The following is a 16,517-nucleotide window of genomic DNA, read 5'->3' on the forward strand; positions in this document are numbered from 1 at the left end:
GAAGGAGAGACCATGGGAAAAATCCAAGAATTATCAGAACGTTTAGCCAATCAGATCGCAGCAGGAGAAGTGGTCGAACGCCCTGCTTCTGTGGTCAAAGAATTAGTTGAAAATGCGATTGATGCCGGGGGAACACAGATTGATATTTTGATCGAAGAAGCTGGGTTAAAGACCATTCAAGTGGTGGATAACGGAGAAGGAATCGCAGAAGAGGATGTGCTAAATGCCTTCAAACGTCATGCAACTAGTAAGATTCATAGTCGTGATGACTTGTTTCGTATTCGGACGTTGGGCTTTCGAGGAGAAGCATTGCCTAGTATCGCTTCTGTCTCAGAATTAGAAATCGAGACTGCTGTGCAAGGGGCAGAACAAGGCTCCTATGTTTCATTAAAAGGGGGATCCGTTGAAGTTCACACAGCGGCGGCTTTACGCCAAGGAACCAAAATTACCATTCGTAATTTGTTTTTTAACACACCAGCGCGTTTGAAATATGTCAAAACGATTCAAACAGAGTTAGCGAATGTAGGCGATATCGTCAATCGATTGGCCTTGAGTCATCCAAACATTGCTTTTCGTTTGGTTCATGATGGAAATCGGATGCTCAATACTGCTGGAAATGGCGATTTAAAGCAGACAATTGCCGGTATCTATGGCTTAGCTACAGCAAAAAAAATGCTAGAGATTCATGCCGAGGATTTAGATTTTAAGATTAAGGGGTATGTTTCCTTGCCAGAAGTTACCCGTGCGAGCCGTAACTATCTCTCAACAATTATTAATGGTCGTTACATCAAGAACTTTGCTTTAAACAAAGCGATTGTTACGGGCTATGGTTCGAAATTAATGGTTGGACGTTTTCCACTTGCGGTGATTGAGATTGAGATGGACCCTTTATTGGTGGATGTAAATGTTCACCCAACCAAACAGGAAGTTCGTCTGTCTAAAGAAAAGGAGCTAATGAGTTTACTTTCTGAAGCAATTCAAGAAGCCTTGCAAGAAAAAAATTTAATTCCTAGTGCAGCCGATAATTTACGCTTTAAAAAGAAAATTGCCGATCAGCCTAAAGTTGAGCAATTAGAAATTGATTTAGTACAAGAGCAGTCAGAAACAGTTCCAACCAAGCGGATACCCGGAAGTTTAGCTTTTGATCGAGAAACGGGGGATTTTTTTGTGGCGAAAGAGGACGCACAACAAAGTGAGTTCGCAAACACAGATACTCCCGTTCAAAGAGAGATTTCTACAGGTGTGGATAAACCAGTGGATAACTTTGTGGAAACTAGGGAAAAACTTTTTGTGGCTGAGGATCAATCTTCAGAAACGCTGGAAAATCAACAGAAAAACGAACAAAATGTGGAAAAAGCTGTCGATAACTTTGTGGATAGAAAAGGAAAAGTTGTGGATAACTATGGAGGTAATCCACAGAATAGCGAATTCGTTGGACCGAACTTAGAAGAATTTCCCGAAGTTTCTGAAAGTTATCAACACCCTGAATTTGACTTTCATGAAGGCACGAATGATCGTGAGTTAGCGCAAGCAATCAAAAAACTGGAAAATGAGAAACCAACCCAACGATTTCCTGAGTTGGACTACTTTGGTCAGATGCATGGGACCTATTTGTTTGCTCAAAGTAAGGAAGGTCTGTATATCATCGATCAGCACGCCGCACAGGAACGGATTAAGTATGAATATTTCCGTGAAAAAATTGGCGAGGTTAGTGATGACTTGCAGGAGCTGTTAGTGCCCTTTATTTTAGATTATCCCAATAGTGATGCTTTAAAATTAAAAGAGCAAAGAGAGCTATTGGAAGAGGTCGGTATTCATCTAGAAGACTTTGGTCAAAATAGTTTTATTGTACGTTCTCACCCCGCTTGGTATCCTTTGGGGCAAGAAGAGAACATTATCCGTGAAATGGTTGATATGCTTTTAACTACAGGGAGCGTGAGTGTGAAAAAATTCCGCGAAGCAACCGCGATTATGATGAGCTGTAAACGGTCAATCAAAGCCAACCATTACTTAAATGAAGCGCAAGCGCGTGTTTTATTGGAAGATTTGAAGACCTGTGAAAATCCTTTTAACTGTCCGCATGGGCGACCTGTCTTGATTCATTTTACGAATTCTGATATGGAACGAATGTTTAAACGAATTCAAGACCCACATTAAAATTAATGATTGTTAAAGAAAGAGGTTGGGAAGTGTTTAACTTCGAGAAATAATTCCCACTGTTTATGAAAAATGATAAAAAGAAAGAGTTATTCCTGTGAATAATGAAGAGAAGAACCAATGAAAATTATTCTTGCTTCACAGTCGCCACGAAGAAAAGAGTTGTTGGGACAGTTAGTTGACTCGTTTGAAGTCATGCCGGCAGATATTGATGAAACAATCAATGAAGCTGATAGACCCAAAGAATATGTGGCTCGAATGGCTGAGTTAAAAGCGGAAGAGATTGCCAAAAATCATGCGGATGCGTTAGTTATTGCCTGTGATACGATTGTTGCCCTAGATAATGAGATTCTTGGCAAACCAACTTCTCGTGATGAGGCATTTGGTATGTTAAAAAGAATGAGTGGCCGTAAACAGAACGTTTATACAGCAGTTGTTTTAAGACATGGTGAACAAGTCTGCAGACAAACTGTACCCGCTGAAGTGACCTTTTTTGATTTGACGGATGAGGAAATCAATCGTTATTTAGAGGTCGGGGATTATGCGGATAAAGCTGGAGGGTATGGTATTCAAGGAACTGCTGGTGTCTTTGTAAAAAGAGTGGAAGGGGACTTCTATAGCATTGTTGGTTTCCCGATAGGTGTGGTTTATCGAATGTTAAAAGAGATGAATCTATAAGAGAAGACTTAATCAGACAAAAGGAAGAGTTTGGGACATAACATGCAGTCCCAAACTCTTCTTCTTTTTGTACACCTTTATTTGACGTCTGCCTCGCCGATTTTTTGTGCATGATTGACTAGACCTGTTGTGTCCAGTCTGAATTCTTTGACCTTATCATTATTTGTTAAGGCTACGATAATGTCTGTTTCTTTTCCAGCATTTTTTACTGCCTCCACGTTCATTTCAGCAAGTAGAGTATCTAGTGTCACGGTTTGGTTGTCTTTGACATGAACAGTAAAAGGTTCGCCTTTTAATTCGACAGTGTCTAAGCCCATGTGAACCAAGACTTCAATTCCGCCAGGTGTCAAAATACCAATCGCGTGTTTTGTGTCAAAAATATTGGTGATTTTTCCTTCTACTGGTGAGTAGACTGCATGACTTGCAGGTTGAACCGCGTAACCGTCACCCATCATCTTTTGAGAAAAGACAGGATCTTTGACTTCTGTGATAGGGATGATTGTCCCATCTGCCGGTGAGAAATACATTTCCGTTTTTGTCTGTGTCGATGTTGTAGTAGACGTTTCAGATACTGTAGCGGCTGATTCAGTCATAGTTGACGTACCAACACCAGCTAAAGTAGGTTCTAATTCGGGTGTATATAGGGCAGCTGATCCATCGACTGGGTCTAGTTTGTTTAAGATTCCTTGACGTCTAAAAATAACAGTTAAGATAAACGGAATCACTACAGCAATGACCATGGCTAGTATGTAAGCTAACCAACCACCACCGATAGTTGAGTTAATTGCTAGAAGCCCTGGCAAACCACCAACACCAATTGCATTCGCTCGGATACCCATCAAGGTTGAGAACATGCCGGCAATTCCGGAACCAATCATAGCCGCGACAAAGGGATACACGTATTTTAAGTTAATTCCAAACATTGCCGGTTCGGTTACTCCTAAATAACAAGAAATCATGGCTGGAATAGACACTTGTTCTTCTTTTTCATTGCCACGATGTAAGAAGATGACTGCCAAGACCGCTGATCCTTGTGCAATATTAGATAAGGCAATCATAGGCCACAAATTGGTTGATTTGAAGTCCGCGATTAATTGCATATCGATAGCATTGGTCATATGATGGAGTCCAGTAATAACCAATGGCGCATAGAGGAAACCGAAGACAGCACTGAATAACCAATTAACAGAAGAGGTTAAACCAGCATTTACAATAGTTGAAATCCAATTACCAATCGTCCAACCGATAGGGCCTAAAATTACGTGAGCTGCAAGAATCGTTGGTACGAGTGAAAACAGAGGAACAAAAATCATTGAAATAGCTTGTGGAATAACTCTTCGGAAGAAAATTTCCAGATAAGCAAGCAAGAATCCAGCAAGCATGGCAGGAATAACTTGTGCTTGGTAACCAATCATTTGAATTTGTGCAAAACCAAAGTCCCAAACTGGGATATCAGCAGCAGCAGTACCAGCGACATCATAAGCGTTTAATAATTGCGGTGATACTAAAGTAATCCCTAAAATAATTCCTAAAATTTGTGTCGTACCCATCTTTTTGGCAATACTCCACGTGATTCCGACTGGCAAGAAGTGGAAAATTGCTTCTCCTGGTAGCCATAAGAAACCATTCACGCCATTCCAAAAGACTGATTTTTCAACAATTGTTGAGCCCCCAAATTGAATTCCTTCTAAAACATTTCGGAAACCAAGAATTAATCCACCAACAATAATCGCAGGAATCAATGGTGTAAAAATTTCAGCCAGTACAGCAATCGCTCGCTGAATAGGATTCAGATTTTGTTTGGCAAGAGCCTTACTTTGATCTTTAGAAACCCCTTCAACCCCTGAAACAGCAACAAAATCATTATAAAAGACAGAAACATCGTTACCAATAATGACTTGAAACTGTCCAGCATTTGTAAACATCCCTTTAACGCTAGGAATCTCTTCAATTGCTTTTTCATTTGCGAGGTTTAGGTCATTTAATACAAAACGCATTCTGGTTGCACAATGGCTGACGGCAGCGATATTCTCTTTTCCGCCGACTTCTTTTAACAGCTTCTCGGCGTCTGTTTGATACTTACCCATAGTAGTTTACCCCTTTCGTTTTTTCAACTTGTGTATACAAGTTAATTAATTCGGTTTTATCATACCTTTGAGCGAGAGAAAATGCAAGCGTTTTACAAAATGTTTTTAATTATTTTTATTACGTAAAAAAAAACCTTCTATAAATAGTTCGAAAAAAAGTCGTGAAAAAAGTTTCATATTTTGAAAATAGAGGATTGAAATATAAATTCTTTTGAGAAAGATGGAACGACCTCAGACGAATAAAAATGATAAAATCAATCGATAACTCTTGAAATAGCCTTCAGAATCATTTATACTCACGGTAACATGTATAGACAAGTTGAGAGAGGTGTCAAAAATGCTAACCATAAGACGAGTAGAAAATGAGTGGGCGATTAGTGATAAAGACAAAGATAGAGACGGAGAAGGGAAAAGCGAACTGTATTTTACAGGAGCCCTTACAAAAGAAGCGGCTGCCCAGCTAGCAGAGAAAATCTTGAAGGAGTTTCCTAATGAAACGAGTGGGATGATTGAACTTACTTCAAGGGCCTCAATGGAAGAAATAGAGGGGGAGACGGGAAATCAAACTCAAACAAAAATTCCCCAATCTCTCCAAATTTTCCGAAAAGAGTTAAGCGAGGAGTGGAATTGTCCGGTTATTTTTGATGTGGAGGTTGAAGACTGTGCCTCTGTAGAAGAAGCTATAGAAAAAGAACAGGAACAAATGAGCTGGGTTCTTCGTTACTATGGCTATCAACCAGGAAAAGATGAATATGCGGTTGAGTCATTGTTGACTACAGGAAATGGGTTTATTGGCTTAAGAGGAACAACGCCTGAAATGCGGATTAGTGAGGAGCATTACCCAGCCACTTATCTGGCAGGGTTGTATAATACGGCTGTTTCTGAGGTGTCTGGAAAAGAAATTAAGAATGAAGATTTTGTTAATGCACCAAACATGCAAGGACTGACAGTGGTTGTAGATGGGGAAGAGCTTATCTTTTCTGAACAACAGGTTCAATCAATTGAACGGACCCTTGATATGCGAACAGGTCTCTTTACAAGTCGTACGCATTTTGTGACAGAGACAAAAAAAGAGCTTGAAGTGGTCACGCAAAAAGTAGTCAGCATGGCGGATATGCACATTTACGCAATAGCTTATCAAGTGACGCCACTCAATTTTTCGGGTGAAATTGATGTGATTAGTTGTGCGGATGGTGGTGGCTATAATTATAATGTGGCGCGTTACCGAAGCCTAACGAAAGACCACTTAGATGTGCTTTCTATTGAGAGTGAAGGTCCGATTAGTCGATTGCTTGCACAAACAAAACAATCGAAGCTACCTATTTTTCAACAAGCCGAACTAAAAAGCTCATCCGTTTCTTTAGAAAATTTGGTCGCTGAACAAACGGCAACCAGTCTAAAACAAAGAATTTCAGTGACTGTTGAAAAAGATCAACCAATTCAGTTAGAAAAGATTGTTTCCGTTTATCAGGACCAACAAGCAGATCGAGTATCACCTTGTTTTGAAGCCGATTTTGAACAAATTAAACAAGCTTCTGCAAAGGCTTGGAGCAAGCTGTGGCAGCAAGCAGAAATTAAAGTTTCAGGAGACGTCATGTCTGAAAAAATGCTCCACCTGCATACGTATCATATGCTTGTTTCAGGGTCTCCCATTGCTAATCCTCATTTGGATGCATCGATTACGGCACGAGGATTGCATGGAGAAGCCTATCGGGGACATATCTTTTGGGATGAACTGTTTATTTTACCATTTTATATCATTCATTTTCCGGAAACAGCAAAACAATTATTGATGTATCGTTACCGCAGATTGGAAGCCGCAAAAACAGCAGCTAAAGAAGCAGGGCATGAAGGGGCGATGTACCCGTGGCAATCGGGCTTGGATGGAAGTGAGCAGTCGCAAGAACTTCATTTGAATCCTATCACAGGAGAGTGGAGTGAAGACCATAGCCGCTTGCAACGACACGTCTCTCTAGCGGTTGCTTATAATGTTTGGCTGTATGTGAATAACACTAATGATACGGAGTTTATGGCGGAATATGGCATCGAGTTATTACTTGAAATTGCCAAGTTTTGGCTAAGTAAGGCAGCGTTTGATGAAACAACGAAACGATACTCAATTGCGGGAGTCATGGGACCAGATGAGTTTCATGAAGCCTATCCAGAGGCGCAAACGGGTGGCTTAAAGGATAATGCCTACACGAATATGATGGTTGTGTGGCTGTTTGAAGAAATCACTAAAATTTATCAAGGCTATGATAAAGAAGTCTTATCGAACATTCAACAAAAAGTTTCTTTGACTGAAAATGATTTAGCAAAAATGACACAAATCAAACAAGCGCTTCATTTAGAAATCAATTCAGAGGGGATTATCGCTCAGTTCGAAGGCTATTTTGAACTTGAGGAAGTGGATTGGACTTACTATAAAGAAAAATACGGCAATATTTATCGGATGGATCGTATTTTGAAAGCAGAAGGGCGCTCAGCAGATGAGTTTAAAGTTGCAAAACAAGCCGATAGTTTAATGATTTTCTATAATTTGCATAAGTCGCGTGTTGACCAAATTCTAACGGAGCTAGACTATCAATTACCCGAAGATTATGTGGAGAAGAACCTTGCGTATTACTTGGCTCGAACGTCTCATGGTTCAACGCTTTCTCGGATTGTACATTCGCAGTTGGCCTCAATCGTTGAAGACAAAGAACTTTCTTTGACTCTTTATCAAGAAGCGTTACGGTCTGACTACCGAGATATTCAAGGTGGAACAACCGCAGAAGGGATTCATGCAGGCGTGATGGCGGCAACCTTATTCAGCACATTAACGACTTTTGCCGGTATCGATATTCGACAAGAAACGATTCACATTCAGCCGCGTCTGCCTGAGCAATGGCATGAGTTAGCATTCAAATTGACGATTAGGGGCATTCATTTTTCGTTAATGATAACCAAAACAGAACTGATTGTTGAAGCGAGTCAAGCGGTGGATATTACCGTAAACGGACGATTGATTCATCTTCTACCAGCACAAAAAACACCAATTACGTTAGGAGCATAACTAATGAAAAAAGGCTTTATTTTTGATTTAGATGGAGTAATTACTGATACAGCGAGCTTTCATTTTATTGCTTGGAAGCAGCTAGCAGATGAGCTAGGAATTATAATTGATTTGAAGTTTAACGAGCAATTAAAGGGCATCAGCCGGATGGAATCTCTGGAACGAATCCTTAGACAAGGTGGCAAAGAAACTGATTATTCTCTTGAAGAAAAAGAAGCCTTAGCTGATAAAAAGAATACGCACTATGTTACTTTATTACAAGAGCTGACGCCTGAAAATATTTTACCTGGAGTAGAGACGTTTTTGAAGGAAGCGGCAAGTCGAGCGATTCCTTGTGCGATAGCTTCTGCATCAAAAAATGCACCTTTCATTTTAGAGAAGTTGGGAATTAAAGAATGTTTTTCAGTAATTGTTGATCCGAATACCTTAGCTAAAGGCAAACCTGATCCAGAAATTTTTCTTCGTGCAGCAAAAGGATTGGCGATTCAACCAAACGAAGCGATTGGCTTTGAAGATGCCCAAGCTGGTATAGAGGCAATTAAGGCAGCTGGTATGTATGCAGTGGGGATTCAAACAGAAGAGGCGTTGGTAGGTGCCAATAAGATTGTGAAGCGATTAGATGAGCTATCAATGGATGAGCTATTGAAAAGCGAATGAATCATGAGTAGTTAATAGGTGAGGTGAAACATAGGTCAAGTTTTCTTTTAAGAGAATTAGACCTGTGTTTTTTCTGTTATATCAGGCATTTTTGGCGAACTTCTCTATGACTTGTGGTTGATTTAAAAAAAAGGGACGATTATACTTGTAAATAGAAATGAGATAAGGAGACCGTCATGAATAAGTTTAATGAAATTTTTTTAGATCTTGAAAAAAAGATTTTAGCGAATGAATACCCACCTCAAACTCTACTCCCGAGTGAAAATCAGTTGATAAAAATTTATGGTGTCTCAAGAGAAACCATTCGAAAAGCCTTAAATCTATTAACTAATGCTGGATATATTCAAAAAAAGCAAGGAAAAGGTTCAATTGTTTTGGATTTGAATCGTTTTGATTTTCCTATCTCTGGATTGACGAGCTACAAGGAATTGCAGAAAACGCAAGGAATCCCAAGTCAAACGATTGTACATACCTTGGAAGAGACAGTGGTACCCAAGCAGTTAAGTGAATTAACGGGCTGGTCGAAGGATGAACTTGTTTGGCAATTAATTCGTCAGCGAAAAATCGATGGTGAGATAGTTATTTTAGATAAAGACTACTTATTAAAATCAGTCGTTTCTGAGCTACCTAAAGAGCGAGCAGAAGATTCTATTTATGATTACTTTGAGAATGATTTGGCACTGGAAATTGCCTATGCCCAAAAGGAAATTACGGTGGAAGTAGCTACTAAAGAAGTGCAAGAGTTGATGAACTTAAAGGAAAACGAATACGTTGTCGTGATTCGAAGTTTGGTTTATTTAGAGGATACCCGTTGTTTCGAATATACGGAATCAATCCACCAATTAGACAAATTCAGATTTGTCGAGTTTGCGCGTAGACGTAAAGTGTAATTTTATAAAGATAAGTAATGGAGGACATGAGTGAATGGCTGACTTAACAATAAAAGAGCTTGCTGATGAATTAGGAGTTAGCAAAGATAAGGTAAAGTATCGAGTGAGGAAATTACCTAGCGAATTTACCTACAAAGAGGGGAATGTTACCTATCTGACAAAAACAGCAGTATCAAAGATTAAATCAGAATTTGGTGGGGAATCTGCGGAAAAAGTACCTAGTGAATCCCCGGGTAATTTACCTAATGAATACCCAGCGGAAAACACTGATTATTTGAAAGAAATCATTGGTAAAAAGGATGAGCAAATCCATCAACTTCAAGAAATGCTTAAGACCCAACAAAAGCTAGTTGATCAACAACAACAGCTAACTCTTCAAGCAAGTAAACAAATTGAGTTGTTACAAACACAAGTCAATGAGTTGAAGCTCCCAGTTGAAGTCGCGAGTCAAGACAAACCTCTTTCAATAGAAACAACAAAGGAAGAACCTGAAGAGTCACTTGCTGAAGAAAAAGGAACACCAACAGATAAAATCGAGAAGTCAAGTAAAGTAAGTGAAACAGCTAAAACTGCTGAAGAAAAATCTGTTGAGAAAGAGAAAGTCTCAATTGAGAATGTCTCATCAGAAGAGACCGGAACCAGTAGTGAAACGGCGGCTGATGAATTATCGGAGTCAAACACAATGACAAGCTCAAAATCTGAGGCAGAAAACAAACCAAGTTCAGTAGAAACACCACAAAAAGTTGAAAAAAAAGCAGGCTTGTGGGCAAGATTGTTTAAGAAATAAGTGAATGGTGAGTGAGTCGAACATACACACCAACTCAATAGAGAAAACGTATAAATACACTGAAAGTCCACTCTATGGCAATAGGGTGGTTTTTTGGTGCTTGCAATTATTTTGTTGAAGCATATCTAGAGCATGGGACATAACTCAAAAAGTTATGCCCATGCTCCTATTTCCCGAATAAACGGTGGGCACCGAAGCAATTCCATCTTCACGTTGTTCCGCTCTCAACAACTTCTATGCATGGGACATGCTAGAGTTGAAGGTCTGCACTACGTAAAAACCATACTCCGATCTCATCAATCTCTAAAGGTGAAACACCTTAAGAATTGAAGGACGTTGTTCCGCTCTCAACAACTTCTATGCATGGGACATGCTAGAGTTGAAGGTCTGCACTACGTAAAAACCATACTCCGATCTCATCAATCTCTAAAGGTGAAACACCTTAAGAATTGAAGGACGTTGTTCCGCTCTCAACAACTTCTACGCATGAGACATGCTAGAGTTGAAGGTTCGGAAATAAGCTGAAATTGCTGTTCTACATCTATTTACAAAGTAAATAGATGTAGAACAGTACCTACCTGGTCACAAAAATTTGAAGAGCACCATGTAGGAATCAATCAACATCGAAAGAAAGTCTTTCGTGTTTCTTGTCATTTCCGTGAATTCCCTCTTATTGCTGTAAAACACAACGAAGTATGAGTTGATGTTGCACAGTACCTACTCGGTGCTGTAAAACACAACGAAGTATGAGTTGATGTTGCACAGTACCTACCCGGTTCTCGGAGTTAAACACTTCTGTCCCAATCTCGAAAATTAAAATATAATGGCTTTAGGATTAGAGGTTGACTAATCTTGGTCGTTTTTGGTACGCTTATAGATAAAAAATGCGAGGTGCAGTATGAGAAAAATTGGGATTATTGGGTTAGGAAATGTCGGGAGTACTTTGGCTTATTCATTGGTATCAAGAGGCGTAGCTGACGAGTTAGTTCTCATTGATAAAAAAGAAGAGAAGGCTGTTGCGGAACAATACGATCTATTAGATGCACAGGTCCATTTACCTCAAAAAATGACTATTACGATTCAAAATTATGAGGCTTTAGCTGACGCCGATATTATCGTCTTTTGCCCAGGAAAAATTAGTGTTTTGGCTGGAGAAGGTGGTCGTCTATTAGAGCTTAATTTAACGAGTAAAATGGTGGAAGAAGTGGCACCAAAAATTAAGGCATCAGGTTTTCAAGGCATCATCATTGTTATCACCAATCCGTGCGATGTTATCACAACTTATATGCAAAAGTTAACGGGTTTTCCGCCGAATCGAGTGATTGGAACAGGCACGTTACTAGACACCGCTCGTATGAAACAAGCGGTTGGCAAAAAATTGGCTATAGATAGTCGATCAATCGAAGGGTTTGTTTATGGCGAGCATGGAGAATCACAATTTGTCGCTTGGTCAACGGTAACAGTGGGTGGAAAATCCCTTTGTAAGCTAGATGAGAAACAAGATTTGGAGCAACTGAAAGAGGATGCCCGACTAGGTGGCTGGAAGATTTTTTCTGGGAAAGGGTATACTAGTTATGGAATTGCTACGTGTACGACAGCACTAATCCAAGCAATCTTTAATGATGCGCTAGCGATTTTACCTGTTTCTGCGTATGATCAAAAAGCTGGCGTATATTACGGTCAACCAGCAATTATTGGAAAGACTGGTGTAGTAAAACTTAGCCCTTGTGAGTTAACTAATGAGGAACAGGCAAAACTTCAAGAGTCGATTTCGGTCATTCGAGAAACGTTTGAAGGTAGGTAAATAGAGGAGTCAAATTAGGTTGAAAGGCTAGCGGTAAAATGTGGCACTCTTTCACCAGTGTCACCATCTAGATTAATTGAATATATCAAGGAAACCCCTTCTTAAAGTGGATTTTTTGAGTTATATAATGTCTACTGGATAATTACTTATTAAGTCGCGACTTTTTCAATGAAAAGAATAAGTGTAACTTATCTAATTCAACGATTTTCAAAAGCTATTTTTTCACTAATTGTTAATTTGAATTAGTCGTTGCTATAAAATGTGATAGTATGGCTTTAAGAGACATTTTGGTGTCATACAATCGGGCTATGTAGACAATTATGTTATTGCATCATCATCTATCCGTAGTGCCAAAGGAGCACCAGAATTGATTTGCTATTGTCTTCTTGCGAATATTGGTTACGTAGGGACAAAACTTCAAGAGCGGTTTCACCAAAAAGGGTATTCGCTTTGGACACCTTATCGCTTCAGCCTGGTTGGGTAAAAAACATAACAAAAGCTTTTTAAAAGCTATTAGAAGAACCAGCGAAAGTCGATGCGCTATTTTAGTATAAGAAGAGGGCATTAAGCGAAAGACCGCACGCAACTTGAAGGCTTTCAACTGGAAGTAGAGTGCGGTCTTTTAGTGTATAACTTGGGTTATTTTGAGGTAACTAATTCCAGACGTTATAAGATATTTGTTAAACAATCATATAAAAAAAGATACTCAAAAACCAAACTGCAGGAATAAATCCATGTTGGTTTTTGAATACCATATAATTGACATAAAATTTTAGCATAACGTGTCTATTGCTCTTTTCAGATAATCAAAAATTATGAGAAACTAGATAAGGTACAATCAAATGGAAAACTAATGTACTTACAAAATATACGCTGTAGCCAAAAATTAACACGCTGATTAAATCAACCTTTTGATATTTATTTTTATATCTTTTCTTAAACAATAGATATAAAAAAATTGTAATGAAAAATGATACAAAAATAGACCTAGTGTTTATAATATTGTTCCAAGTATCCGATAAGCCCTCCATTGTGGGCCTAGGCAAATAATAATAAACACTGATTGCAATAAGATATTTTATCAACGATATTTGCCTTTTCTCTGTCATCGTACCCACTTCCTTTTATGGTCTAACTAACCTGTACGGTTCCTCTATTCCAGTAACTTTCTGGCTGACCGTTCTGATAAATTTACCTGAATATTTATCATATAAATCACATGAAACACTTCTATAATAAACATGATATGTACGAAAAATATTTAAATATAGAATACTCGTATCTTGAGTATACATATAATAACAACTTCTATATTTATAATTTGTACTTCTACGGTTTTTTCCAAATATATCCACCACTTCTTGGCTGAATACGTGGAATTTCTTTAACTGTCTTTCCCTCTATAACTTCATTCCCATTAATAATATATGAATTCGAAATTCCATCTGAAGGTACAGAAATTGTGTCTGCTTTAGCTACACCATCAAAACCAATCAACAACCCAAAAGTAAAAAACAGACAAGGAAATCAACCAGTTTCTTCAAATAAATAACCTTCTCAATTTTATAGTTTAAGAATACCAAAAAAAGAGAGCGATTACAATTTATTTCTTGAATTCGTTCTAACAAGTAAAGTGGTGTTTGTCCCAACCTCTAGTATCGCACTACGCTTATCATTCTACTAGTAGGTCTGTATAAGTAGAACTGGCAACTAATAGGTCTTGTACAAGTGGGACTGGCAGCTAGAGCTACTTTAAAGGTCAGTGAACTGTTCCAGTTCACCTTATCGCTCTGCGCATATCATCCCACTAGATGGTCCTACAAAAGCGGGACTGACAGCTAAGGCTATTTTTAAAGGTCCGCGAACTGTTCCAGTTCACCTTATCGCCTCACGCCTACCATCCCTACTAGTGCTATTTAAAGGATGTGAAATGAAACATTTCACTAGTATCGCACTACGCTTACCATTCTACTAGTAGGTCTGTATAAGTAGAACTGGCAACTAATAGGTCTGTACAAGTGGGACTGGCAGCTAGAGCTACTTTAAAGGTCAGTGAACTGTTCCAGTTCACCTTATCGCTCTGCGCATATCATCCCGCTAGATGGTCCTACAAAAGCGGGACTGACAGCTAAGGCTATTTTTAAAGGTCAGTGAACTGTTCCAGTTCACCTTATCGCCTCACGCCTACCATCCCACTAATAGGTCTGTACAAGTGGGACTGGCAAAAAAATAGCCTGCCAGAGGGTAGCTGGCAGGCAAAGGAGTTAAAAAAATGAAAAAGTGTTTTTGTTAGGGTTGTTTGTTGGTATACATATACTATAACGGGCAAGTATGAAAAAAGTATGACGAAACTGTAGTAAAAGAGTAAAGAAAGTTCTACGAAATTCTTACACTTCGGTTTATTTAAGATAAGTTTTCTGAGGAAATATTTTCATGCAGCTGATTGTTCCTAGAAAAACATGACTGCCAGCTAGAGCTACTTTAAGGGTCAGTGAATAGTTCCAGTTCTGCGCATATCATCCCGCTAGATGGTCCTACAAAAGCGGGACTGCCAGCTAAGGCTATTTTTAAAGGTCCGCGAACTGTTCCAGTTCACCTTATCGCCTCACGCCTACCATCCCTACTATTGCTATTTAAAGGATGTGAAATGAAACATTTCACTAGTATCGCACTACGTTTACCATTCTACTAGTAGGTCTGTATAAGTAGAACTGGCAACTAATAGGTCTTGTACAAGTGGGACTGGCAGCTAGAGCTACTTTAAGGGTCAGTGAACTGTTCCAGTTCACCTTATCGCTCTGCGCATATCATCCCGCTAGATGTTCCTACAAAAGTGGGACTGACAGCTAAGGCTATTTTTAAAGGTCCGCGAACTGTTCCAGTTCGCCTTATCGCCTCACGCATATCATCCCACTAGATGTTCCTACAAAAGTGGGACTGACAAAAAAATAGCCTGCCAGAGGGTAGCTGGCAGGCAAAGGAGTTAAAAAATGAAAAAGTGTTTTTGTTAGGGTTGTTTGTTGGTATACATATACTATAACGGGCAAGTGTGAAAAAAGTATGATGAAACTATAGCAAAAGAGTAAAGAAAGTTCTGCGAAATTGTTATTACGCAAAAATGAGCCGAAGATTTTTTCTTCTCTGTTTCTACATTCTTCAGTCATCATGAATGCGAGCATCAATTCCTCGTATCTATTTTTCCTGTGCTATACTTTTTTAAAAGCGTTACGGCAAATGACTAGAAGGGAGAAGTTCAGCATGGAAAAGTCGAAAGAAGAGTTGAAGGAAAGTTTGTCACCGATTGAATACGCAGTTACTCAGGAAAATGCGACAGAACGCCCATTTACTGGTAAGTATGATGACTTTTACGAAAAAGGAATCTATGTAGATATTGTGAGTGGGGAACCGTTATTTGTTTCCACAGATAAATATGATGCTGGTTGTGGTTGGCCGTCTTTTTCAAAACCGATTGAAAAAAGAGGCGTGAAGGAGAAGGCTGATTTTACGCATGGTATGCATCGGGTAGAAGTTCGCAGTAAAGAAGGCGACTCTCATTTGGGACATGTGTTTACAGATGGACCGCAAGATAAGGGGGGACTTCGCTATTGTATTAATTCAGCTGCATTACGGTTTGTTCCTCTAAAAAAGATGGCTGAAGAAGGTTACGAAGCGTATGTGGACTTAGTGAAGTAGAAAATAGATAAAATGAGCAGAGGTTCAGATAGCGAATTGTCTATCTGAACTTTTTTCATGAGTTAATTTGTGCTACAATAAGGCGAACATATGTCCAGAAAGGAAAACTGCATGTACGAATATATTATTGGTAAGGTAACGTTTATTAGCCCGACTTATCTAGTGGTCGAAGCGCATGGAATGGGTTACCAAATAGCGATGGGGAATCCTTATCGTTATAGCGCTCAGCTGAATCAAGAAGTGAAAATTTATCTTCATCAGGTGATACGAGAAGATGCGCATACTTTATATGGCTTTAATCAATTGGAAGAAAAACAGTTATTTCTGCGTTTAATCAGTGTTTCAGGAATTGGTCCTAAGAGCGCTCTTGCTATTATGGCTAGTGAAGATCATGAGGGATTAATTCAGGCAGTTGAAACGTCAGATGTTACTTATTTGGTGAAATTTCCAGGAGTTGGCAAGAAAACGGCACAACAGATGGTTTTAGATTTGAAAGGGAAGTTAGGCGAATTAGCGGGCGATGTGGCAGTGAAGGCTACACCGGCTGTGACGGAAAGTCAGGCTTTAGAAGAAGCGTTATCTGCCTTGTCTGCTTTAGGTTATAGTGAAAAAGAATGCAAACGAGTGGAGAAACTACTTAAAGAAGAGCCCGTTATGGCAACGGATGAATATCTCCGTCTAGGCTTGAAACTCATGATGAAAAAGTAAG

10 protein-coding genes are annotated in these 16,517 nt (G+C 39.2%); 9 read left to right on the forward strand and 1 reads right to left on the reverse strand.

From position 1 onward, the window contains the following. Window positions 1–12 precede the first annotated feature (12 nt). A complete protein-coding gene (gene mutL, locus IGI37_RS02145) occupies window positions 13–2,157 on the forward strand; it encodes a DNA mismatch repair endonuclease MutL (protein ID WP_438759755.1) in 2,145 nt (714 codons plus the stop codon). A gap of 120 nt (window positions 2,158–2,277) precedes the next feature. Next, the gene (locus tag IGI37_RS02150) at window positions 2,278–2,835 is read left to right on the forward strand and encodes a Maf family protein (protein ID WP_438759756.1); all 558 of its coding nucleotides are present in this window, start codon (window positions 2,278–2,280) and stop codon (window positions 2,833–2,835) included. Between the two features lie 77 nt (window positions 2,836–2,912). Here IGI37_RS02150 and treP read toward each other — a convergent pair whose 3' ends face one another. Continuing rightward, a complete protein-coding gene (gene treP, locus IGI37_RS02155) occupies window positions 2,913–4,922 on the reverse strand; it encodes a PTS system trehalose-specific EIIBC component (RefSeq protein ID WP_438759757.1) in 2,010 nt (669 codons plus the stop codon). A 337-nt stretch (window positions 4,923–5,259) separates the two neighbouring features. Between treP and IGI37_RS02160 the strand changes: the two genes are divergently transcribed. The 7 genes from IGI37_RS02160 to ruvA all read left to right on the forward strand — a co-directional run bounded on the left by IGI37_RS02160 (window position 5,260) and on the right by ruvA (window position 16,516). After that, the gene (locus IGI37_RS02160; protein ID WP_438759758.1) at window positions 5,260–7,977 is read left to right on the forward strand and encodes a glycoside hydrolase family 65 protein; all 2,718 of its coding nucleotides are present in this window, start codon (window positions 5,260–5,262) and stop codon (window positions 7,975–7,977) included. A gap of 3 nt (window positions 7,978–7,980) precedes the next feature. Next, window positions 7,981–8,634 (forward strand): beta-phosphoglucomutase, encoded by a 654-nt coding sequence (gene pgmB, locus IGI37_RS02165; protein WP_438759759.1) that lies wholly within the window; start codon window positions 7,981–7,983, stop codon window positions 8,632–8,634. Between the two features lie 176 nt (window positions 8,635–8,810). After that, on the forward strand, window positions 8,811–9,524 hold the full coding sequence (treR, locus tag IGI37_RS02170; protein WP_438759760.1) for a trehalose operon repressor: 714 nt from the start codon (window positions 8,811–8,813) through the stop codon (window positions 9,522–9,524). A 34-nt stretch (window positions 9,525–9,558) separates the two neighbouring features. Continuing rightward, a complete protein-coding gene (locus IGI37_RS02175; RefSeq protein ID WP_438759761.1) occupies window positions 9,559–10,311 on the forward strand; it encodes an AsnC family protein in 753 nt (250 codons plus the stop codon). A gap of 898 nt (window positions 10,312–11,209) precedes the next feature. Next, window positions 11,210–12,115 carry an L-lactate dehydrogenase gene (locus tag IGI37_RS02180; protein ID WP_438759762.1) on the forward strand — a complete coding sequence of 302 codons (906 nt, stop codon included), beginning with the start codon at window positions 11,210–11,212 and terminating at the stop codon, window positions 12,113–12,115. 3,258 nt (window positions 12,116–15,373) lie between these two features. Further along, window positions 15,374–15,808, forward strand: a complete 435-nt coding sequence (msrB, locus tag IGI37_RS02185) for a peptide-methionine (R)-S-oxide reductase MsrB (protein WP_438759763.1) — start codon at window positions 15,374–15,376, stop codon at window positions 15,806–15,808. 111 nt (window positions 15,809–15,919) lie between these two features. Next, window positions 15,920–16,516 carry a Holliday junction branch migration protein RuvA gene (ruvA, locus tag IGI37_RS02190; protein WP_438759764.1) on the forward strand — a complete coding sequence of 199 codons (597 nt, stop codon included), beginning with the start codon at window positions 15,920–15,922 and terminating at the stop codon, window positions 16,514–16,516. Window position 16,517 lies beyond the last annotated feature (1 nt).

This window comes from Enterococcus sp. AZ194 (assembly GCF_051713825.1).
Lineage (GTDB): Bacteria > Bacillota > Bacilli > Lactobacillales > Enterococcaceae > Enterococcus_K.